The 18,970-nt window shown below is 67.1% G+C and carries 17 protein-coding genes and 1 pseudogene; 10 read left to right on the forward strand and 8 right to left on the reverse strand.

The window, feature by feature from the left end:
* The first annotated feature begins 50 nt into the window (after nt 1–50).
* A protein-coding gene (locus tag AC13GI_RS21100; RefSeq protein ID WP_482995612.1) for an IS3 family transposase occupies nt 51–1,402 on the forward strand; the annotation gives its coding sequence in 2 pieces (ribosomal slippage) (nt 51–498 and nt 498–1,402; 1,353 coding nt in all).
* A gap of 159 nt (nt 1,403–1,561) precedes the next feature.
* Here AC13GI_RS21100 and AC13GI_RS21105 read toward each other — a convergent pair.
* Both AC13GI_RS21105 and AC13GI_RS21110 read right to left on the reverse strand, forming a co-directional pair.
* The gene (locus AC13GI_RS21105; RefSeq protein WP_191077890.1) at nt 1,562–2,215 is read right to left on the reverse strand and encodes a response regulator; all 654 of its coding nucleotides are present in this window, start codon (nt 2,213–2,215) and stop codon (nt 1,562–1,564) included.
* Nucleotides 2,208–5,240: a sensor histidine kinase gene (locus AC13GI_RS21110; protein ID WP_482997266.1), complete on the reverse strand. Its 3,033-nt coding sequence runs from the start codon at nt 5,238–5,240 to the stop codon at nt 2,208–2,210. The genes AC13GI_RS21105 and AC13GI_RS21110 overlap by 8 nt, the downstream gene beginning before the upstream one ends.
* A gap of 96 nt (nt 5,241–5,336) precedes the next feature.
* Here AC13GI_RS21110 and AC13GI_RS21115 point away from each other — a divergent pair, with 96 nt between their 5' ends.
* The 7 genes from AC13GI_RS21115 (at nt 5,337) to AC13GI_RS21145 (ending at nt 12,114) form a co-directional block, all read left to right on the forward strand.
* Complete coding sequence (locus AC13GI_RS21115) at nt 5,337–5,669, forward strand: hypothetical protein (RefSeq protein ID WP_099818750.1); 333 nt, start codon at nt 5,337–5,339, stop codon at nt 5,667–5,669.
* Nucleotides 5,670–5,747: 78 nt separating this feature from the next.
* Entirely contained in the window at nt 5,748–6,164 is a 417-nt protein-coding gene (locus tag AC13GI_RS21120; protein ID WP_180167334.1) for a helix-turn-helix domain-containing protein, read from the forward strand.
* On the forward strand, nt 6,161–6,817 hold the full coding sequence (locus AC13GI_RS21125) for a hydrolase (protein ID WP_180167333.1): 657 nt from the start codon (nt 6,161–6,163) through the stop codon (nt 6,815–6,817). The genes AC13GI_RS21120 and AC13GI_RS21125 overlap by 4 nt, the downstream gene beginning before the upstream one ends.
* A 2-nt stretch (nt 6,818–6,819) precedes the next feature.
* A complete protein-coding gene (locus AC13GI_RS21130) occupies nt 6,820–7,245 on the forward strand; it encodes a DoxX family protein (RefSeq protein WP_482997267.1) in 426 nt (141 codons plus the stop codon).
* A 119-nt stretch (nt 7,246–7,364) separates the two neighbouring features.
* A complete protein-coding gene (locus AC13GI_RS21135; protein WP_482997277.1) occupies nt 7,365–9,212 on the forward strand; it encodes an amidohydrolase in 1,848 nt (615 codons plus the stop codon).
* Nucleotides 9,191–10,474 carry an alginate export family protein gene (locus AC13GI_RS21140; RefSeq protein ID WP_482997268.1) on the forward strand — a complete coding sequence of 428 codons (1,284 nt, stop codon included), beginning with the start codon at nt 9,191–9,193 and terminating at the stop codon, nt 10,472–10,474. The genes AC13GI_RS21135 and AC13GI_RS21140 overlap by 22 nt, the downstream gene beginning before the upstream one ends.
* Entirely contained in the window at nt 10,468–12,114 is a 1,647-nt protein-coding gene (locus AC13GI_RS21145) for an MFS transporter (protein ID WP_265953539.1), read from the forward strand. The genes AC13GI_RS21140 and AC13GI_RS21145 overlap by 7 nt, the downstream gene beginning before the upstream one ends.
* 123 nt (nt 12,115–12,237) lie before the next feature.
* Here the strand turns inward: AC13GI_RS21145 and AC13GI_RS21150 are convergent, their stop codons facing one another.
* Nucleotides 12,238–13,062: an alpha/beta fold hydrolase gene (locus tag AC13GI_RS21150; RefSeq protein WP_482997269.1), complete on the reverse strand. Its 825-nt coding sequence runs from the start codon at nt 13,060–13,062 to the stop codon at nt 12,238–12,240.
* Between the two features lie 198 nt (nt 13,063–13,260).
* Here AC13GI_RS21150 and AC13GI_RS21155 point away from each other — a divergent pair.
* Together AC13GI_RS21155 and AC13GI_RS21160 are read left to right on the forward strand one after the other, a co-directional pair.
* Nucleotides 13,261–13,377 (forward strand): annotated as a pseudogene (locus AC13GI_RS21155) (DUF4124 domain-containing protein); the annotation flags it as partial.
* A 141-nt stretch (nt 13,378–13,518) separates the two neighbouring features.
* On the forward strand, nt 13,519–13,644 hold the full coding sequence (locus AC13GI_RS21160; RefSeq protein WP_482997278.1) for a hypothetical protein: 126 nt from the start codon (nt 13,519–13,521) through the stop codon (nt 13,642–13,644).
* Nucleotides 13,645–13,700: 56 nt separating this feature from the next.
* Here the strand turns inward: AC13GI_RS21160 and AC13GI_RS21165 are convergent, their stop codons facing one another.
* The 5 genes from AC13GI_RS21165 to AC13GI_RS21185 all read right to left on the reverse strand — a co-directional run bounded on the left by AC13GI_RS21165 (nt 13,701) and on the right by AC13GI_RS21185 (nt 18,942).
* Nucleotides 13,701–14,405: a DUF2968 domain-containing protein gene (locus tag AC13GI_RS21165; protein ID WP_088100167.1), complete on the reverse strand. Its 705-nt coding sequence runs from the start codon at nt 14,403–14,405 to the stop codon at nt 13,701–13,703.
* A gap of 100 nt (nt 14,406–14,505) precedes the next feature.
* Complete coding sequence (locus AC13GI_RS21170; protein WP_482997270.1) at nt 14,506–16,656, reverse strand: TadG family pilus assembly protein; 2,151 nt, start codon at nt 16,654–16,656, stop codon at nt 14,506–14,508.
* An 8-nt stretch (nt 16,657–16,664) separates the two neighbouring features.
* Nucleotides 16,665–17,126, reverse strand: a complete 462-nt coding sequence (locus tag AC13GI_RS21175; protein ID WP_482997271.1) for a DUF3613 domain-containing protein — start codon at nt 17,124–17,126, stop codon at nt 16,665–16,667.
* Nucleotides 17,123–18,007, reverse strand: coding sequence for a tetratricopeptide repeat protein (locus AC13GI_RS21180; RefSeq protein ID WP_482997272.1), 885 nt, complete (start codon nt 18,005–18,007; stop codon nt 17,123–17,125). Before AC13GI_RS21180 ends, AC13GI_RS21175 begins: the two co-directional genes overlap by 4 nt.
* 5 nt (nt 18,008–18,012) lie before the next feature.
* Complete coding sequence (locus AC13GI_RS21185; protein WP_265953554.1) at nt 18,013–18,942, reverse strand: type II secretion system F family protein; 930 nt, start codon at nt 18,940–18,942, stop codon at nt 18,013–18,015.
* Nucleotides 18,943–18,970: the final 28 nt, after the last annotated feature.

An 18,970-nucleotide genomic window follows, 5' to 3' on the forward strand; every position in this document is an offset into this window, starting at 1 on the left:
GGTGAAGTGACCCCCGGGAGTTGGACGCCAGATCCAACCCCGAGGGATACATGAACAGGTACGAAGCTCGATTCAAACTGCAGGTCGCCAAAGAAGCCTGCAAGACCTCCACGTCGGTCAAAGCCATCGCCCGACACCACGGTTTGGAGTTCTCCACGGTCAGACGCTGGGTGGCTACGTATCGGCTGCACGGTTGGCGCGGGTTTCACCGCCAGACCCGGTCCTATGACCTCGCGTTCAAGCTGGCTGTTCTGGAGAAGATGAGCCGGGACGGCATGTCCGGGCGTGAGGCCACCACCTACTTTCAGATTGGCGATGCCGGCGCAGTGGGGCAGTGGCGGCGCCTGTATGCTCAGGGCGGTGCCCAAGCGTTGGCACCGCCGCCGCTGCCGCCCCGAAAGCCGATGAAAAAGACCCGTTCGTCCAAACCACCTGAGGATATGAGCCGCGATGAGCTGCTCAAGGAAGTCGCCTATCTGCGTGCGGAGACCGACTACCTAAAAAAACTCGATGCCTTGATCCGGGAAGAGCAGGCGGCGCAGGACGCAAAGCGCAAGCCATCCAAGGATTGAGGCAGGTTCATACGCTGTCGCTTCTGCTCGAAGCGGCAGAGCTGTCGCGCAGTACTTTCTATTACCAGAACCATGTCCTGGCCCATCCGGATCAGGACGAGGCAGATCTGTGCGAGCGCATCCGTGCAATCTACGATCAAAGCCAAGGGCGCTATGGCTATCGCACGGTGACGCTGGAATTGGCCAATCAGGGCCATCGGACCAATCACAAGCGGGTACAGCGTCTGATGGGAGAGATGGGCCTGAAATCACGGGTCCGCGTGAAGCGCTACCGATCTTTCAAAGGGGCAGCCAATGTTGTGGTTGGCAATGACCTCAATCGCCAGTTCCATGCCGAGCGGCCCAACCAGAAGTGGGTGACCGACGTCACCGAGTTCAAGGTGCAAGGGATGAAGCTCTACCTGTCGCCGATCATGGACCTCTACAACGGCGAAATCGTGGCTTATCAGATCAAGCGTCAGCCCGTGTTCGATCTGGTAGGTCAGATGCTGGACGAAGCCATCAACAAGCTCTCCCCGGATGAGCGCCCCATGATCCACTCCGACCAGGGCTGGCAGTACCAGCATGAAAACTACCGGCACATGCTGGAAAAGCACTCGTTGAAGCAAAGCATGTCCCGGCGTGGCAACTGCCTGGACAATGCGGCAATGGAAAGCTTTTTCGGGACGCTGAAGTCAGAATTTTTCTACCTGAACAGCTTTGACAGCATCGAGAGTCTGGAGGCTGGGCTCGTGGATTACATCAAGTACTACAACCAAGAGCGCATCAGATTGAAATTGAAGGGCCTGAGCCCGGTACAGTACCGGAAACAGGCCCAAGCGGCCGTTTGACCCCACCGTCCAACTCTCGGGGGTCACTTCAAGGACGGGTTTACGGCGTCCCCCGCAACCGGACCCACCTCGCCATCCCACGGCTAGCCCGCTTTTGACGTTGACGTTGACGTTGACGTTGCTTCGGCGAGTGCCGGGCGCAGCCCGGCCGAACCCCCTTCACTCCTGACCGGTGTCATCCAGGCTGATGATTCCGCGGCGCAGCGCCTGGGTGACCGCGTGGGTCCGGTCGCCGACGCCCAGCTTGTCCATCAGGCTTTTCATGTGCGCCTTCACCGTCTGCTCGGAAATCTGCATGCGTTCGCCGATGCGCTTGTTCGACAGGCCACCGGCCACGTGGCGCAGTACTTCGGTTTCGCGCGGCGACAGCCGGTCTTCCACGACATGCGCGGCGATGCTGGCCGCCACCTCTGCCGGTATCGGTGCACGACGGCCGCTGGCCACCGTGCGGATGGTGTCCACCAGTTCGTGGCGCAGCGTGTCCTTCAACAGATAGGCGCTGGCGCCGGCCTGCAGGGCACGCACCGCACGCACATCGCCGCGGTAGGTCGTCAGCACGATGATGCGGGCGCGGGGATCAAGCGCGCGGATCCGCACGATCGCTTCCACGCCGTCCATGCGTGGCATCTGCAGGTCCATCAGCACCACATCCGGTTGCAGCTGCTGGTAGCGGGCCAGCGCCTCTTCGCCATCGGCGGCTTCGCCAAGCAGGCGCAGGTCCGTGTGTGTGCTCAGCAATGCCGCCAGGCCATCGCGCAGCAGGGGATGGTCATCAACCACCAGTACGCCGATGGGAGGAAGGGATTCAGTCATGGGTGGGTCTGCTCCAGGGCCAGCGCCAGCGCGATGGACGGCGGTGATACAGGCGACGGGCCGGCACGGACAGCGCCACTTCGGTGCCCAGTCCCGGACGGGTCCACAGCTGCAGTTCCGCACCCAGGCGCTGTGCGCGCTCGCGCATGCCCTGCATGCCCCAGTGACCGCGGCCGGCATCCTCGTCGGCAATGCCGACACCATCATCGCGTACGTGCAGCAGGAAGCAGCGGGTGCCGTAGGACAGTTCCACTTCGATGGCACTGGCCTGCGCATGCCGCAACGCGTTGCGGATGGCCTCGCGTCCGATCAGGAATACTTCTTCGGCGGCATCGGTCTGCAGGGGCGGGGGGCTGCCTTCCACGGTCAGGCGCAGCGGGTTGGTGCCTTGGCCGGCGTATTCGGCGTGCACATCGGCCAGCGCCGAGGCGAGGTCGCGACCGGCAAACGGTCCGTCACGCAGTGCGTTGACCCGCTCCCGGCCTTCGGCAAGATTCTGCTCGGCCAACTGCATTGCCGCCTCCAGCTGGGTGCGCACCGGTTCAGGCGTCTGCGCGGACTGGCTGATGGCGTGCAGCCGCAGGATGAGCCCCTGGCTGCCCTGCAGCAGGGTGTCGTGCAGGTCGCGTGCGATGCGTTCGCGCTCGCCGTTGCGCTCCTGCAGGCGGGCGCGGAACAGCATCGCGAGCTGGCCGCTGCGGATGCGGATGGCCAACATCAGCACGGCCAGCACCAGCACCACGCACAACAGCTTGAACCAGACGCTCTGCAGGAACGTGGGCGCAATCCGGAAGTTGCGGATGGCTGGCGCGCGGCTCCAGATGCCGTCCTCGTTGGCAGCCTCCACCTCGAAACGGTAATGCCCCGGGGCCAGATTGGTGTAGTACGCGCGCGTGCTGCCACCGGCGTCCTGCCAGCCGTCGTCCACGCCGGACAGGCGGTAGCGGTAGCGGTTGCGCTCGGGCCGCGCCAGCGACAGCGCGACATAGTCGATCTGCAGCTGGGAGGTGCCGGCCGGCAGGCGCAATCCCTCCTGCAACGGCGTCTGGGTGGTGCCATACAGCACGTCGCCGATGCGTACGCCGGGCGCCATGGTGTTGATGTGCGGCTGCAACGTGTCCAACCACGCCAGGCCCTGGTTGGTGGCCAGCCACAGCAGGCCGTCGGCGGCCAGCACGGCGGTCGGGATGGGGCCGCTCTGCAGGGCAATGCCGGGCATGCCATCGACGGCATCGAACAGGCGCGGGGCGACTGGTTGGCCGTCGCGCAGTGCGCTGCGCAGGGTAGCGACTTCAAGCCGCACCAGGCCGCGGCTGCCGTTGAGCCAGAGCCTCCCTTGGCCATCGGCGACCATGCCGGTAATGCCTTCGAGGATGCCGGTGGTGTTGGTGCGCACGGGCAGGAACCGGCCGTTGCCGAGGCGCGCGGCCAGGCCCGCCTCACCGGCAACCAGCAGTAGATCGTCATGCTGCAGCAGCGCGGTTATCGGGCCGACCGACAGCCCCTGTGCCGTGCCGAACGTGTCGACCGATCCGTTATCGAGGCGGCGCAGCGTGCCGTCGGAATAACCAAGCAACAGCGCGCCGTTGCTGGCACGCGCCAGCGACGAGCAGGCCTGTTCGGGCAGCCGTGTCTCGCGTCGCCACCGGCTATCCGCGTACTGCAGCACCGCCTGCTCGCCGGCGCAGACCCAGGCCTGGTCATCGTCGGCAAACAACAGGGCATGCAGGGGCTGGCCGGTGAACGGTGCGGGCAGGGGAATGCGCGTGGTGTGACCGCCGACCGTGCGTGCAAGGTTGATCCAGTCGAACTGCCAGACCGGGGTCGGCGCCCGCTGCGCGGCGGCCTGCAGCTGCGCTGCGCTTTCGGCCAGCAGCGGGCGCTGCAGGTCGAACAGCTTGAGGTCTTCGCCATAGCCGTACACGCGGCCGTCGCTACCGCGTACCAGCGAGCGGTAAGGATCGCTGGGGCCGACGGCCAGCGTCTGCACGCTGCGTGCCCGGAAGCGGTTGAGGCCGAGGTTGGTGCCGACCCACAGGTTGCCTTCTCGGTCAGCGATGACCGGCACCGCCGAGGTCGCGGTGAGGCCCTGTGGCGTGTCGAAGCGCTCGATGCGCGCGGCGCGCTGACCTTCGAAGGTGACGCGGGCGACGCCACCGTGCGGGCTCATCGTGGCCCACAGTGCGCCATCGGCAGTGAACTGCAGCCGCGAGGCGACCAGGTCCGGCATGCGCCGCGCTTCCCGTTCGCTGGGGGGCAGCAGCCCGTGCGCGTTGGCCAGTGGTGAGGTGCCGCGGATGCGGTCGGCCAGCCAGATCTCGCCCTGCGGGCTTTCCACCAGGGACGCCATCTGTGAGACCGCGATGCCGGTGTTCTCAAATGCGGTCTTTCCCGCCGGGCGCTTCCAGATGTGCAGGTCGGCCAGCACCCAGAAGGTGCCGTGGCTGTCCTGCAGCAGCCATTGCACACGACGTTGTGGCACGCCTTCATCGGCGGCCGGAGCCTGCCAGCGTTGCCCGTCGAACCAGCGCAGGCCACCGTTGACTGCCGCCCACAGGCGTCCATTGCGGTCATGCGCGAAGCGCGGCACCACGCCCACCGGCACGCCCTGTGCGCGCCCGAAACTGCGCAGCCGCTGCGGCGAGAACTGGCTGATGCCGGCCTGGAAATAGCCGATCCACAGGTCGTCGCCCTCGCCGTCGAGGCCGAGCGTGACCATGTTGGTGGAGGGGAAGCGGGCGCCCGCAGGTGCCGCCTGGCGCTCGAAACGGCGACCGTCGAAGCGGTACAGGCCCGAGCCGGTCGCCAGCCACAGCATGCCCTCACGATCCTGGGCGATGTCCCAGATATCGCCGGGCGCCCCTTGGCCGACCCGCCACGCGGTGTGCTGGTAGCCGGGCATGCCGTCGCTGATCACCGGATGCTGCGCAGCGAGCACGGGCAGGGCGATCCACAACAGCAGGCACGACAGCAGCGCCGGCAGGCGACGCGGGAGAGGGATGAGGTGGCCACGCATGGCGCTCATTCTGGCAGGTGCGGGGCAGGCGCAGGTGACCCGAATGGGGTAGGCGTGATGCAGCGGGGTCGGCTATCACGCCGACATGGATGATGGAGGCCGGCGATGCAGCGCTTGTATGTGATGTTTCCCGATCGCGGCCCGGGCCTGGGATTGCTGTGGCTGAGAATGTGCGTCGCCAGCGCGCTGTTGCTGCCAGGTACCGCTGCAGGTGGGTCATGGTGGCTGTGCCTGGCGGCAACGGGCTTGCTGTTGCCCGGCCTGCTGACGCCGCTGGCGGTTGCGCTGGCGGTGCCGGGGCTCTATTGGCAGGGCGCGGCGTTGCCATGGTCGCTGCTGCCGTTGGCCTTGTTGCTGCTGGGGCCGGGCGCCTATTCGCTGGACGCGCGGCTGTTCGGCCGGCGACGCCTGCGACGGCCGCCTCCCCCGATCGGGTGAGTGTTGACCTCGACCGTTGGGGGTAGGGCGCCGACGGCTGGCGCCGCAACATGGGCCACCCCCGCTGCGCGCCCGAGCATGGCTACCGTTCTTTCGCCCGCCCAGCCCACGCCCATGCTGGCGCCCCAGCAGTCGGCCGCCCTGCAGCGTGCGCTGCGCTACATCGATGAGCACCTGTCGCAGCCGCTGCGGGTCACCGAACTGGCCGAGGTCGCCTGCGTGAGCCGTTTCCATCTGGTGCGCCTGTTCCGCAGTGGCACCGGTGCCAGCCCGCTGCGTTACGTGCGTCGACGGCGCATTGAACGCGCGCGGCAGCTGCTGCCGACCCATGGGCAGTCGATGACCTGCCTGGCCCAGCATCTGGGCTTTTTCGACCAGAGCCATTTCGTCCGCAGCTTCCGCGCCGAGACCGGCTGCAGTCCCGGCCAGTATCTGGCCGGCGATGCGGCGCTCGCACGTCCCCTTGTTGTTTCTTCCACTGGAGTCCACCCATGAGCCTCGCCACCGCCACCCCCGCCAAGGCACTGCTGTCACCCACCGACCACGCCCTGATCCTGATCGACTACCAGTCGCAGATGGCGTTCGCCACCCACACCATCGACATCTCCGCACTGCGCAACAACGTGTCGTTGATCAGCAAGGGCGCAAAGGGCTTCAACGTGCCGGTGCTGCTGACCACGGTGGCCGAGAAGTCGTTCTCCGGCCCGATGTTCCCGGAGCTGCCGGCGATCTTCCCGGGCCAGACGGTGTTCGATCGCACCTCGATGAACACCTGGGAAGACCAGCCGGTGATCGATGAGGTGAACCGTATCGGCAAGCGTCGGCTGGTGCTGGCCGGGCTGTGGACCAGCGTCTGCATCGTCGGACCGACGCTGTCGGCGCTGGAGCAGGGGTTCGAGGTCTATGTGATCACCGATGCCTGCGGCGATGTGAGCGAAGAGGCGCACGAACGCGCGATCACCCGCATGGTGCAGGCCGGTGCGGTGCCGATCACCAGCGTGCAGTACCTGCTGGAACTGCAGCGCGACTGGGCGCGCGGTGAAACCTACGACCTGACCACCGGCATCGCCCGTGACCATGCCGGCGGCTATGGCGTCGGCATCCAGTACGCCAAGACCATGTTCGGCGCCCAGGAAGGCGGGCACTGAGCGTGCGCGATGGCCATGGCCTCGACCTGGCCTTGCTGATCCTGCGGGTGGCGGCGGGAGGTTTCCTGCTGCCGCACGCGCTGGGCAAACTGTTCGGCTGGTTCAACGGGCCTGGCCTGGCGGGTTTTGCCGGCGAACTGCGTGGCTTCGGCCTGCCTGCAGCGGCCCCGTTGCCACTGCTGCTGGCGCTGCTGCAGGTGGCGTCCGGCACCGCGGTGATGCTGGGCTGGCAGGCCCGGGCCGCCGCGCTTGTCGCTGCCGCGTTCATCGCCTTCACCGCACTGCTGGCGCTGCCCAAAGGATGGTTCTGGATGCGTGGCGGTGCCGAGTATCCCTTGTTGTGGACGCTGGCATTGCTGGCCATCGCCCTGGCCGGGCCCGGTGCATGGGCGGTGGATGGGCTGGTTCTTTCTGGAAACATCGCATGAGCAACGACCCTCTCGATCCTGGCCGCCGCAACGTGGTACTGGCCACCGGCGCCGCGCTGGCGCTGGGCCTGGCTGGCGGCACCGCCGTCGCCATCGAATCCCCTTCCAAGGAGCGCCGCATGAGCACGCTGGTCATCCGCAATGCACGCATCACCACCCTCGATCCGCAGCAACCGCATGCGCAGGCATTGGCCGTGCAGGAGGGGCGCATCGTCGCCGTCGGCAGCGATGAACAGATCATGCGCGACTGGGGCAGCGAAGCCACCCTCATCGATGCGCAGGGACGGCGACTGGTGCCGGGTCTCAATGACAGCCACACCCACCTTATCCGTGGTGGCTTGAACTACAACCTGGAGCTGCGCTGGGACGGCCTGCGGTCACTGGCCGATGCGATGGCCATGCTGAAGGCGCAGGTGGACCGCACGCCCGCGCCGCAGTGGGTACGTGTGGTCGGTGGATTCACCGCTACCCAGTTCACCGAGAAGCGCCTGCCGACCCTGCAGGAGCTGAACGACATCGCCCCGGATACGCCGGTGTTCCTGCTGCACCTGTACGACCGCGCACTGCTCAACCGCGCGGCGCTGCGTGCCTGCGGCTATACCAAGGAAACGCCGGATCCGCCCGGTGGGCAGATCGTGCGCGATTCGCTGGGCAACCCGACCGGCCTGCTGCTGGCCAAGCCGAACGCACTGATCCTGTATGCAACCCTGGCCAAGGGGCCGAAGCTGCCGATCGAATACCAGTCCAATTCCACCCGCCATTTCATGCGCGAGTTGAACCGCCTGGGCATCACCTCGGTGATCGACGCCGGCGGTGGCTTCCAGAACTACCCCGAGGACTACCAGGTCATCGAGCAGCTGCATCGCGACCAGCAGCTGACCGTGCGCATCGCCTACAACCTGTTCACCCAGAACAAGGGCAGCGAGGTCAGCGATTTCCGCGGCTGGAGCGAGATGCTGCAGCCGCGCCAGGGCGATGACCTGCTGCGCCACAACGGTGCCGGCGAGATGCTGGTGTTCTCGGCAGCCGATTTCGAACTGTTCAACGAGCCGCGCCCGGAGCTGCCCCCGGAGCTGGAGCCGGAACTGCACGACGTGGTCAAGCTGCTGGTGGAGAAGCGCTGGCCGTTCCGCATCCACGCGACCTACGACGAGAGCATCAGCCGCATCCTCGACGTCTACGAGCAGGTCAACCGCGAGGTGCCGTTCGATGGCCTGCACTGGTTCATCGACCACGCCGAGACCATCACCCCGCGCAACATCGAGCGTATCCGCGCGTTGAATGGCGGCATCGCCGTGCAGCACCGCATGGCCTACCAGGGCGAGGCATTCGTGCAGCGCTATGGTGTGCAGGCGGCGCGGCACACGCCACCGGTGAAGCGGATGCTGGCCGAGGGCGTGCCGGTCGGCGCCGGTACCGACGCCACGCGCGTGGCCAGCTACAACCCGTGGGTGGCGCTGTCGTGGCTGGTGACCGGGCGCACCGTCGGTGGCCTGGCCCTGTACGGCGATGAGAACCTGCTGGAGCGCGACCAGGCCCTGCGCCTGTGGACGCAGGGCAGTGCCTGGTTTTCCGGCGACGAAGCGGTGAAGGGCACGCTGAAGACAGGCCAGCTGGCCGACTTCATCCTGTTGTCGGCCGATTTCTTCCGTGTCGATGAGCAGCAGATCGCCGACATCACCAGCCTGTTGACCGTGGTGGGGGGCCGCATCGTGCATGCCGACGGCGACTACGCCGGGTTGGCGCCGCAGCTGCCTCCCGCGATGCCGGACTGGTCGCCGGTGAACCGCTTCGGCGGCTACCACGTCGGCGGCGCCGCCACTGGCCTGGCGGCGGCCCATCATCACCATCACGGTGCAGCCTGCAGCACCCATGGTGGGCATGGACATGCGGCCCGCCATGCCGCGCCAACCGATGACCTGACCGCGTTCTGGGGCGCGATGGGATGTTCGTGCTTCGCGTTCTGACCCTGGCATCACTGGCGTTGCCGTCGTTGGCACTTGCCTGCGACGGTGGCGCCTGTGCCGTGGTTGGCGATGGCCAGTTGCAGTGGGATGCATCGCTGCGCCTGCGTGGCATGTACTACGACCCGAGCCGGTTCGGCGTTGGTGGCGGCGAGGATGGCTATGGCCTGCTGCGTGCGCTGGCATCGGCCACCTTCGCCCGCGATGACTGGCAGGCGAAGCTGCAGCTGGGCGCGCATGCCGAGCGCGGCAAGGCCGGTGGCCCAGGTCGAACCGATCGCGGCGCGCTGGACGTGCAGCAGGCGTACTGGCGCTGGACTGCTGGAGGCATGCACGTGCAGCTGGGCCGGCAGGAAGCGGGCTATGGCAGCTCGCGCCTGCTGTCGGTGCGCGACGGGCCGAACATCCGCCTGGCCTTTGATGGTGCACGGGTGGGGTGGCAGGGCCGGCTGGGCGCGCTGGACCTGATGGCGCTGCGTCCGGTCGAGAACCGCCCCGGTGCGTTCGATGACCGCGGTGAGCGCGGTGCACACCTGATCGGCGTGTATGCGACGACGGCGAAGGCCGCAGGCGGCAGCCAGTGGGATCTCTATCTGCTGGACTATCGTCGCGACGGCGCGCGCTTCGCCGCAGGCAGCGGTACCGAGCGGCGGCAGACCCTGGGCGCGCGCTGGTTCGGCCAGTCCGGTGCGCTGGACTGGAACACCGAGCTGGTGGTGCAGGGCGGTGAGCTGCGGGCCGTGACCGGCGATCTGGACGTCCGCGCGTGGACCCTGGCCACCGATACCGGCTGGCGCTGGGCAGGGCTGCCGCTGCAACCGCGCCTGGGCCTGAAGGCCGATATCGCCAGCGGCGATGCAGATCCGCGGGATGGCCGGCTCGGTACGTTCAATGCGCTGTTTCCCAAGTCCGCCTATTTCAGCGAAGCCAGCCTGTTGGCACCGGCCAACCTGATGGATCTGCAACCGACACTGGCGCTGCGCCTGCATGACGCGGTGACCACCGAGCTGGGTGTACAGCTGGCCTGGAAGCAGCGGCGCGCCGATGCGGTCTACACCACGCCGGCACCATTGGCTGCGTTGCCCGGCAGTGCCGGTGGCGCACGCCGCATCGGCACCCAGTACAAATCCGAAACCCGCTGGCAGGTCAATGACCGCTGGCAATGGCAGCTGCAGCTGGCCTGGGTCGATGCGGGCCCTGCACTGAAGCAGGCCGGTGGCCAGGACACGCTGTTCGCCTCAATCGTTGGAGCATGGCAATGGTGAACGCATCCGCGTCACAACACTCCCCGCAGGCCGATGGCGCCTGGTCGCCGCTGAAGATCCGCATGTTCCGTTCGATCTGGCTGGCGATCCTGGCCAGCAACATCGGTACCTGGGTCAACGACGTCGCTGCGGCCTGGGTAATGGCCGAACGCACCGGCTCGGCGCTGATGGTGGCGCTGGTGCAGTCGGCCACCACCGTGCCGATCGTGCTGTTGGCGCTGGCGGCCGGCACCCTGGCCGACATTGTCGATCGCCGCAAGTACCTGCTGTTCACCCAGGGCTGGATGCTGCTGGTGGCGGCGGTGACGGCGATGCTTACGGCGATGGACCTGCTGACGCCGCAGCTGCTGGTGTTGCTGACCTTCTGCATGGGCTGCGGCGCGGCGATGGCAATGCCGGCGCAGGCGGCTATCGTCTCCGAGCTGGTGCCGCAGCCGATGCTGGCCTCGGCAGTGGCACTCAATTCCATCGGCATCAACATCGCCCGTTCGATCGGCCCAGCCATCGGCGGCGTGATCGTGGCCCAGCTGGGTGCGGTATGGGCCTTCGGGTTCAACGCCATCACCTTTGCGGCAATGCTGTTCGTGGTGTGGGGCTGGAAGCGCGATCCGAAGGCGTCCAGCCTGCCTCCGGAAGGGTTCGGTGCTGGCCTGAAGGCAGGCCTGCGCTATGCCAGCCGTGCCGGACGCCTGCAGGCGGTATTGATCAAATCGGCTGGTTTCTTCTTCTTTGCCGCAGCGATGAACGCGATGCTGCCGGTGGTGGTGCGCGGACAGATGCATGGTGGGGCAGGGCAGTATGGCGTGCTGCTGGGCTGCATCGGCATCGGTGCGGTGGGCGGCGCACTGCTGCTGCCGAAGCTGCGGGCGAAGCTCGACCGTGACCTGCTGGTGCTGCTGGCCACCTTGTCGCTGGCTGCAAGCCTGGCCGGCCTGGCCCTGACCCGCAGCTGGTACGTGTTGCCGCTGGTGATGCTGGTCAATGGCTTCGCCTGGATCACCGTACTGTCTTCGTTGCAGATTGCAGCACAGACCGCGGTGCCGGCCTGGGTGAGAGCACGGGCGCTTGCCCTGTACATCATGGTGTTCTCGGCCGGCATGGCGGCCGGTGGCCTGAGCTGGGGCGCGCTGGCGCAGCGCACATCGCCGGAGCTGGCATTGCTGGTGGCCGCAGCAGGCGCGGTCATCGGCGGCCTGCTGGTGTGGCGCGTGCGCATTGCCGGCGCCGAGGATCTGAACCTGAGCCCGGCCGGCCACTGGCCAGCGCCGGAGCTGTCGGTACCGGTGTCCAATGATCGTGGGCCGGTGCTGGTGACCATCGAATATCGCATCGATGCCGCCGATCGTGCCGCGTTCCAGGCGCAGATGCGCACGCTGGGGGCGATCCGTCGGCGCGATGGCGCCGTGGTCTGGGGCGTGGTCGAGGATGTGGCGACCCCGGGCATCCATCTGGAATATTTCGTAGCGGCGTCGTGGTTGGAGCATCTGCGCCAGCATGAGCGCATCACCGCCGACGACAAGGCGATCCAGGAAGCGCTGCGCGCGCTGCACCGCGGTGAGCGTGCCCCGGTAGTGCGTCACTTCGTCGGCGGCCATGATCCACTGCCCGCAGCAGCGCCGCATCACCACAGCGACATCTGAGGGTGTCGTGGTAGAGCTGGCCGCTGGCCGGCTGAACGCGGTTTCGATCGAGGTTGATGGGGTTGCCGGCCAGTGGCCGGCATTACCGCAGGAGCGGCGGCGCCGGAGCGCCGCCGCGCTACGTTACTTGCGTGCGAACGCCAGCAGGTCGGCGTTGAACTGGTCGGCATGGGTCAGGGTGAGGCCGTGCGGTGCGCCGGCGTACACCTTCAGTTCCGCGTTCGTGATGATCTGCGAAGACAGCTTGGCCGAGGCGTCGAACGGCACGATCTGGTCGTCATCGCCGTGCACCACCAGGGCCGGCACGTCGATCTTCTTCAGGTCTTCGGTGTAGTCCACTTCCGAGAATTCGTGGATGCAGTCGTACTGGCCCTTCACGCCGCCCAGCATGCCCTGCAGCCAGAACGAATCACGCATGCCTTCGGTGACGCTGTTGCCATCACGATTGGCGCCGAAGAACGGCGTGGCCAGGTCCTTGAAGAACTGCGAACGGTCGCCGCCGGTGCCCTTGCGGATGCCGTCGAACACCTCCAGCGGCGTGCCGGCCGGATTGCCGGCGGTCTTCAGCATCAACGGCGGCACCGCGCCGACCAGCACCACCTTGGCCACGCGCGCGCTGCCATGGCGGCCGATGTAGTGGGCCACTTCGCCACCGCCGGTGGAATGGCCGACCAGGATCGCGTCCTTCACGTCCAGCGCATCCAGAACCGCAGCGAGGTCGTCGGCGTAGGTGTCCATGTTGTTGCCGTCCCAGGTCTGGCTGGAGCGGCCATGGCTGCGGCGATCGTGGGCGATCACGCGGTAGCCGTTCTGGCCCATGAACAGCATCTGCGGGTCCCAGGCGTCGGACGACAACGGCCAGCCATGGGCGAATACGACAGGCTGGCCGGTGCCCCAGTCCTTGTAGAAGATGCGGGCGCCATCATTGACGGTCACGAAATTGCTCATTGCAGGTTCCTTGGCGGAAGGGAGGGAAGACGCCTGCGGGTTCGCCGGCGCCTGCGGCAGTACAGCGCACGATGTGCCGTGTGCATTGCACGGCTGTGGCGGATTGACGGGTTCGTTGCGCTGACGCGACTCGCTCTGGCGGCAGGTCGATGCTGATGGCAACCATGGCCATCGGACGCGCGAGGGCCAGTCATGAAGATGCCGAGATGGGGAGTGTTGCCTGGACTGCTGTTGGCGGCTGTCGCGGCGGCGCAGACCAACGTCTACAAATGCACCGATGGCGGGCATCCGGTCTACCAGCAGACGCCCTGCCAGGGACGGGCGGAGTGGCGCTGGGAAGTGCCTGCTGTGGAGTCGATGGCGCGTGGGCCGGCGCCTTCAGTCATACGACCTGCCCGCAGCGCAACCAGGCGGACGCCACGGCGCGGACGCGCGCAGGGCGCGCTGATATCGATCATGGCCGACCCGCAAGCCTGCGAGCGGGCGCGCCAGCAGCAGGTCAAAACGCTGGCCAAGCCGCGCAGGCTCGATTACCTGCAGCGCAGGCAGCTGGATGACGCGGTGCGCGAGGCCTGTCGTTGATCACAACGAAAAACGGCACCCGAAGGTGCCGTTCTGGTCTACAGGCCAGGTAAGCCTCAGCGTCCGTCGCTGGCGGCGGCCGGCGCCGCGGCTGCATCCGGCTTGGGCAGGCTCAGCTCCGGGTTGCCCTGTTCGGCCTGCAGGATCTGGATCCGGCGCTGCAGCGCATCGAGCTGGCTGTTGGTGCTCTGCACGTCGGTGCTCAGGCTGACCGCCTGCTGCTGGGCCTGCTGCAGCGCTGCACTGACCTGCGCCGACTGCGCCTGCTGCTGTTCCATTTCCTGCTGCAGGGTACGCAGGCGTTCTTCGTTGTAGGCCACCAGGCGCTCGGTGTAGCGCTTGCCGGCTTCCAGCCGGGTGGTGTCGATGTAGACCTGCGCCAGCTGTTCGGACTGCTGCGCGAAGGTGCGGTAGACACGCTCGGCGTTGTCGACGGCATCGGTCTTGATCACCCGCCAGAAGTTCTTCTCCTGGAACAGGGCCACGTAGTAGGTCAGGGTATTGGCGTTGAACAGCAGGCTGGCGCCGTAGTTGCCGTTGTAGGTGGTACGCAGCTCGGTGAGCTGCTGCGCATCCATCAACTGCTTGAGTTCGTCGACGGTGTTGCGTACCACCGGCGCGGCCTTGGCCGGCTCGACGGTGGCAGTGCGATCGCCACGTGCGGCCAGCGCCGACGGCGCCACCACGATCATGGCCACGGCCAGCAGTGCTGCGCCGCGCGGATACCGGGCGAAGACGGTGCCCCCTGAAGTTTCTCGCATGTCTAGACCATCCACGGATGTAGTGTGGGTTGAGTTGAAAGTGGTTCCCCGCCGCGAGTCTAGCATGGGCACGGACGCCGCCAACCCGCGCCCGCGCGGCTCAGAAGACCAGCTGCGCCGAGCTGCACTGGATCGACTGCATGCTGACATCGGTGCGGCCCAGTTCCAGCCCGAGCAGGCTGGCCAGGGTGTTGGTCAGCAGGGTGCCGACGCTGTTGAGCACCGGCTTGAGCGCGGCCAGTACCGGATTCAGCAGCGCGCACAGCAGTCCGCTGCAGGTCACGTTGTTGCCCGGGGTGGTTACCCCGCCGCCGTTCTGGCCATCGAGGAATCCGGCCGGGGCGGTCTGGATATAGGACGCCAGGTTGGTACGCACGCAGCCGTTGTAGTCGATCAGGTTGCCGAGCAGGCTGTCGCAGCGGTTGATCAGCAGGCCACCGACCAGCGAGCCGAGCAGGCCGTCGAGCAGGCCCAGGCCCTGGCCGGTCACGGTGGTGCGGTAGCCCGTCCACACCGAGCCATCTTCCCAGCAGGTGGTCAGGCCAAGCAGGCAGGGCTTGGGTACGCCTTTGGTAACTGTCCAGTTGCCCAACGGTGCAAGGTTGCGTGACGGATCGCCATCGCGCAGCAGCGGAATCACCTGGTCCACGTTGTAGCGCCCGCCACTGGGGAAGGCGGCCTGCAGGTAACGGTCGGCCAATGCCTTGGCGGTGTCGTTGGCGTTCATGCCCTGCTTGGGCGAACTGAGCATGCCGGACAGCACGCGCAGCAGTTCGTTGACCAGATCCGACACGGCGGTGCCGACGGCCAGCGGGTTGATCCGGGTCGAGCCGGTCTGGCCGGCGGCCAGGGTCAGGCTCTGCGTGCTGGTCAGTGCCGGCAGGGTGATCCTGTCGTTGATCAAGGGCTGCCCCAGCAGCTTCAACAGCTGCTCGTTCTGCAGGGTCGCGTCACAGACGTTGCTCTTGGAGAAACGATCGGCCGCATTGACCTTGCCGACGCAGGCACGCAGCACCGAGGAATCGACCTGGACGGTGGCCGTCGGTGGCGTCGCCCCGCACTGGATGCTGGTCAATGTTCCCATCGCATTGGCCACATCCACGTGCAGCGGCAGATGCAGCCGGGTGCCGAGCAGGTTCAGCAACGGACCGATCGCGAACAGGCGGTCGCTGTCGACGTCCACCATCAGCCGCACCTGCGCGTTGTAGGCGCGTGCGCCGACACCGCCGATGGCGATGGACGGTGGCTCCACCACGCCGGCCTTGACGTCGATGCCCAGCAGGTTCAAGCCCTGCACCTGCACGCCATTGCCATCGTTGGCGATGGAGATCGCGGCGGTGACAAGATCCAGCACGTTGACCCGTGATTCCAGCGCGCTGCCGATGGTGCCGTCCGGCGAAATCACCTGCGCGAACAGGCCGCCGCCGCCGTTCTGGCTGCCCAGCAGAATATTGAGCTGGTTGATGTCCAACCGGGTGCCGACCAGGTTGGACAACGCCTGCAGCTGCACGCCGACGGCGGTGTCACGGCCAACGACAGTGGCGGTGGCATTGACCAGCTGTGCCAGCGAAATGCGGTTGATCGACAGCAGTCGGTTGAAGTCGGCCACGCTGAGGTCAGCGGTGACCGGGATGCCCAGTGCAGCCAGCAGCCCCGACGGGGTGATGGTGGCCTGCGCCAGGCCATCGTAGGACAGCACCGTTGCGTTGGTGACGTCCAGACCAACCAGGCGAAGGGTCGCCATCAACGGTGAGTTGCCATTGGTGCGCAGCAGCTGCGAGCCCACCGCGAACACCGCGGTGGGTTCCGAGCGCTTGGCCACGGCCTGCACGCGCAGGGTGGGCAGCGTGCGGTTCTGGCCGAAGAATGGCAGCACGCCGCGTTCGGCAATGACGCGCACCGCGTTGCGCGGATTGCTGGCGTCCACGCTCGGGCTGAAGTGGTCTGCCGTTCCGCGGCTGGCATTCCAGTTGCCGCACTGGATCTGCACCTGCCCACGGAAGCGGTTCTGCGCGAGTGCGCTCTGCCGGGCAGCACTGTTGTCGGCATTGCTGGCGTTGCACAGGTCCAGCCGTTGTGCGCCCGCCAGCGCGGCAAGATCGACTACCTTCTGTGCATCACGCTTGGCCCAGAACAGGAAGCCGATCTCGATCAGGCCGAGCATTGCCAGCAACGCGATCATCACCAGCATCATGGTGACCGACATGCCGCCGCGCGGGCGACTGAAGCTGATGTGGCGTGCTCGGTTCATGGCAGACCTCAGCGTCCGGATCGGGAGGATCCTGCGGACTTGGCGACGTCGGTTTCGAAGAACTGCGGGATGTCGTACTGGAAGCTCTTCAGGTAACGCGCGTAGCTGGATGTGGCCTGGTCGCCAAGGATCGGCAGGCGCGCACCGGCTATCTCGCCGGAGGCCTGCAGGCGGAACAGGCTGCGTGTGGTGTCGCCGATCTGCGAGGTGTTGGGCCGCAGCTGCGTGCCGCCGAAATCGGGTGCAGCTGCAGCTGCAGGGACCGGCGGAGGCGGTGGAGCCTGTTCCGGCGATACGTCCACGGTGGCCAGCGGCTCGCTGTGCAGGGGCGCGGCTGCCGGTGCGGGCGCCGCACCACCCAGCATCTGTCCGGTCAACGGCTGCTGCGGCGTCTGCGCCTGCACAATCGCAGCGAAAGACAAGCCGGCAAGCATCGGCAGCAGGCAGCGGATCAGTGGCGTCGAGGTCATGGCGTGTTCCAGGTGGGATGGTCGGTGGTGCCGAAGCGCTCCAGCATCGAGGGCGGCAGTCGTGGCGGCTCGCGTTGGTCACGGCCATCGCGGCGCGGTTCGGCGGCCAGGCGCGGGCCCGTGGCGGCCTGGCTGGCAGTCGCCGCGGCAACCGGCCGCGTCGCTGCCGCCGCTGCCGCCGTGGCAGCCGCCTGGCGTTGCTGCAGCCGCGTGCGGATCTGCTGTGCCTGCTGTTCGACGCTGCGGCGCGTTTCCTCGCTGAAGCTGGCCTGCTGGGCCAGGCGTTCGGCAGTGGCGGTGTCGCCACGCAGCAGCGCCCACAGGGCGAGATTGGCGGTGGCCTTGGCGTTGCCCGGCGACAGTTCCAGTGCCTTGGCCAGCGGCTCACGTGCTTGTTCGAAGCGGCCGGCGCGCAGCCGTGCATAGCCGAGGTCGCCCAGGTAATCGGTGTTCAGCGGATTCAGCTGGGTGGCACGTGCGAGTGCCTGTTCGCCGCCGTCGTCATCATCACGGAGCGCGGCGATCAGGCCGATTCCATGCGCGGCGGCCGCGGCCTGTGGGCCGTTGCCGAGTTCGCGGTACAACGACAGCGCCGCATCGATCTGGCCGGTCTGGCGCAGTGCATCGGCCTGCAGCAGGCGCAGTGCCGGGGTATCGCCGTAGCGTTGGCGGAAGGCATCCACGTGCGCCAGCGAGGCGTACCAGGCACCCTGCTGCTGCATGCGCTGGATCAGCTCCAGATAGGCGTTGCGGCTGTCCTGCGGGGCCGGCGTCGGCTCGGCCAAGCTCGGCGCACGCAGGTACTTCGGCGTGGTGGAGCTGCAGCCGGCAGCGGCGGCAACCAGGGCAAGCAACAGGCAGGCGGGGCGCAGGACAGGCATGAAGGTCATCCCATTTTCGACAAGGTAGTGGCCAGCGCGACCAGCGCCGGTCCGGCCAGCACCAGCATCAGTGCCGGCAGCAGGGTCAGCATCATCACCACGGTCATCTTCACCGAGAGCTTGCCGACCTTTTCCTTCAACGCGTTGCGGCGCTGCTCGCGCAGGCGGATGCTGAACTGGCGCAGCGGTTCCTGCACGGCACCGCCATGCGCGTGTACCTGCAGGATCAACTGCACGAGGCTGGACAGGTCGTCGTCGCCGTATACATCGCTCAGCCGCCGCAGCGACTGCGCGCGCGTGCGCCCGTGGGTGTAGGACGCATTCGCTTCCTGGATTTCCCCGCCCAGTACCGGCAGTGCGTCGCGCAGCTTGTCGCCCAGTGTCTGCAGGCTCTGGTCCATGCTGAAGCCCACGCCCTGCAGCAGGCGCAGCAGGTCGATCAACAGCGGCAGTTCATTGTTCACGGCACGCCGCCGCCGCTTGACCCATGCACTGAGCGCGAACTTCGGCAGCAGCAGGCCGGCAGCAAGCGCGCCGATCACCACCATGATCCTGGACAACCCCGTGGCATCGCTGATCGCCAGCGCGATACCCAGCACCAGCACTGCCAGCAGCAGGCGCAGGCCCAGGTAGATGGCGGTGCCGCGGCGGGTGTTCCAGCCGGCCAGGTCCAATAGCAGGCGATCTTCACCGGCCAGCAGTGCGGCTTCCAGGCGGCCACCGCTCAGTCCACGGCCGAACTGCTCCAGCCATCCCAGCGAATCCTTGCGTGCATCGGCAGCGCCGTCTTCGTTTTCGCGCGGACGCAGCGCCGTCTTCAATGTGGCCGCGCTGCGGTCCTCGCGATGGCTGCGGACCCAGCTGCCGAGGCCCAGCAGGGCCACGCCGGCAGCGAGCACCAGCAGGGCGGCCACGAACCAGATGCTGGCGCTCATTGGATGCCTCCTGCGTGGACGGGAGTAC

This window comes from Stenotrophomonas sp. 82F1 (assembly GCF_056861525.1).

Bases quoted from the DNA above. Each gene is read 5' to 3' on its own strand.
- AC13GI_RS21105 (WP_191077890.1), bottom strand. From the start codon at position 2,215: ATGACTGAATCCCTTCCTCCCATCGGCGTACTGGTGGTTGATGACCAT.
- AC13GI_RS21110 (WP_482997266.1), bottom strand. From the start codon at position 5,240: ATGAGCGCCATGCGTGGCCACCTCATCCCTCTCCCGCGTCGCCTGCCG.
- AC13GI_RS21115 (WP_099818750.1), top strand. From the start codon at position 5,337: ATGCAGCGCTTGTATGTGATGTTTCCCGATCGCGGCCCGGGCCTGGGA.
- AC13GI_RS21120 (WP_180167334.1), top strand. From the start codon at position 5,748: ATGGCTACCGTTCTTTCGCCCGCCCAGCCCACGCCCATGCTGGCGCCC.
- AC13GI_RS21125 (WP_180167333.1), top strand. From the start codon at position 6,161: ATGAGCCTCGCCACCGCCACCCCCGCCAAGGCACTGCTGTCACCCACC.
- AC13GI_RS21135 (WP_482997277.1), top strand. From the start codon at position 7,365: ATGAGCACGCTGGTCATCCGCAATGCACGCATCACCACCCTCGATCCG.
- AC13GI_RS21140 (WP_482997268.1), top strand. From the start codon at position 9,191: ATGTTCGTGCTTCGCGTTCTGACCCTGGCATCACTGGCGTTGCCGTCG.
- AC13GI_RS21145 (WP_265953539.1), top strand. From the start codon at position 10,468: ATGGTGAACGCATCCGCGTCACAACACTCCCCGCAGGCCGATGGCGCC.
- AC13GI_RS21150 (WP_482997269.1), bottom strand. From the start codon at position 13,062: ATGAGCAATTTCGTGACCGTCAATGATGGCGCCCGCATCTTCTACAAG.
- AC13GI_RS21160 (WP_482997278.1), top strand. From the start codon at position 13,519: ATGGCCGACCCGCAAGCCTGCGAGCGGGCGCGCCAGCAGCAGGTCAAA.
- AC13GI_RS21165 (WP_088100167.1), bottom strand. From the start codon at position 14,405: ATGCGAGAAACTTCAGGGGGCACCGTCTTCGCCCGGTATCCGCGCGGC.
- AC13GI_RS21170 (WP_482997270.1), bottom strand. From the start codon at position 16,656: ATGAACCGAGCACGCCACATCAGCTTCAGTCGCCCGCGCGGCGGCATG.
- AC13GI_RS21175 (WP_482997271.1), bottom strand. From the start codon at position 17,126: ATGACCTCGACGCCACTGATCCGCTGCCTGCTGCCGATGCTTGCCGGC.
- AC13GI_RS21180 (WP_482997272.1), bottom strand. From the start codon at position 18,007: ATGCCTGTCCTGCGCCCCGCCTGCCTGTTGCTTGCCCTGGTTGCCGCC.
- AC13GI_RS21185 (WP_265953554.1), bottom strand. From the start codon at position 18,942: ATGAGCGCCAGCATCTGGTTCGTGGCCGCCCTGCTGGTGCTCGCTGCC.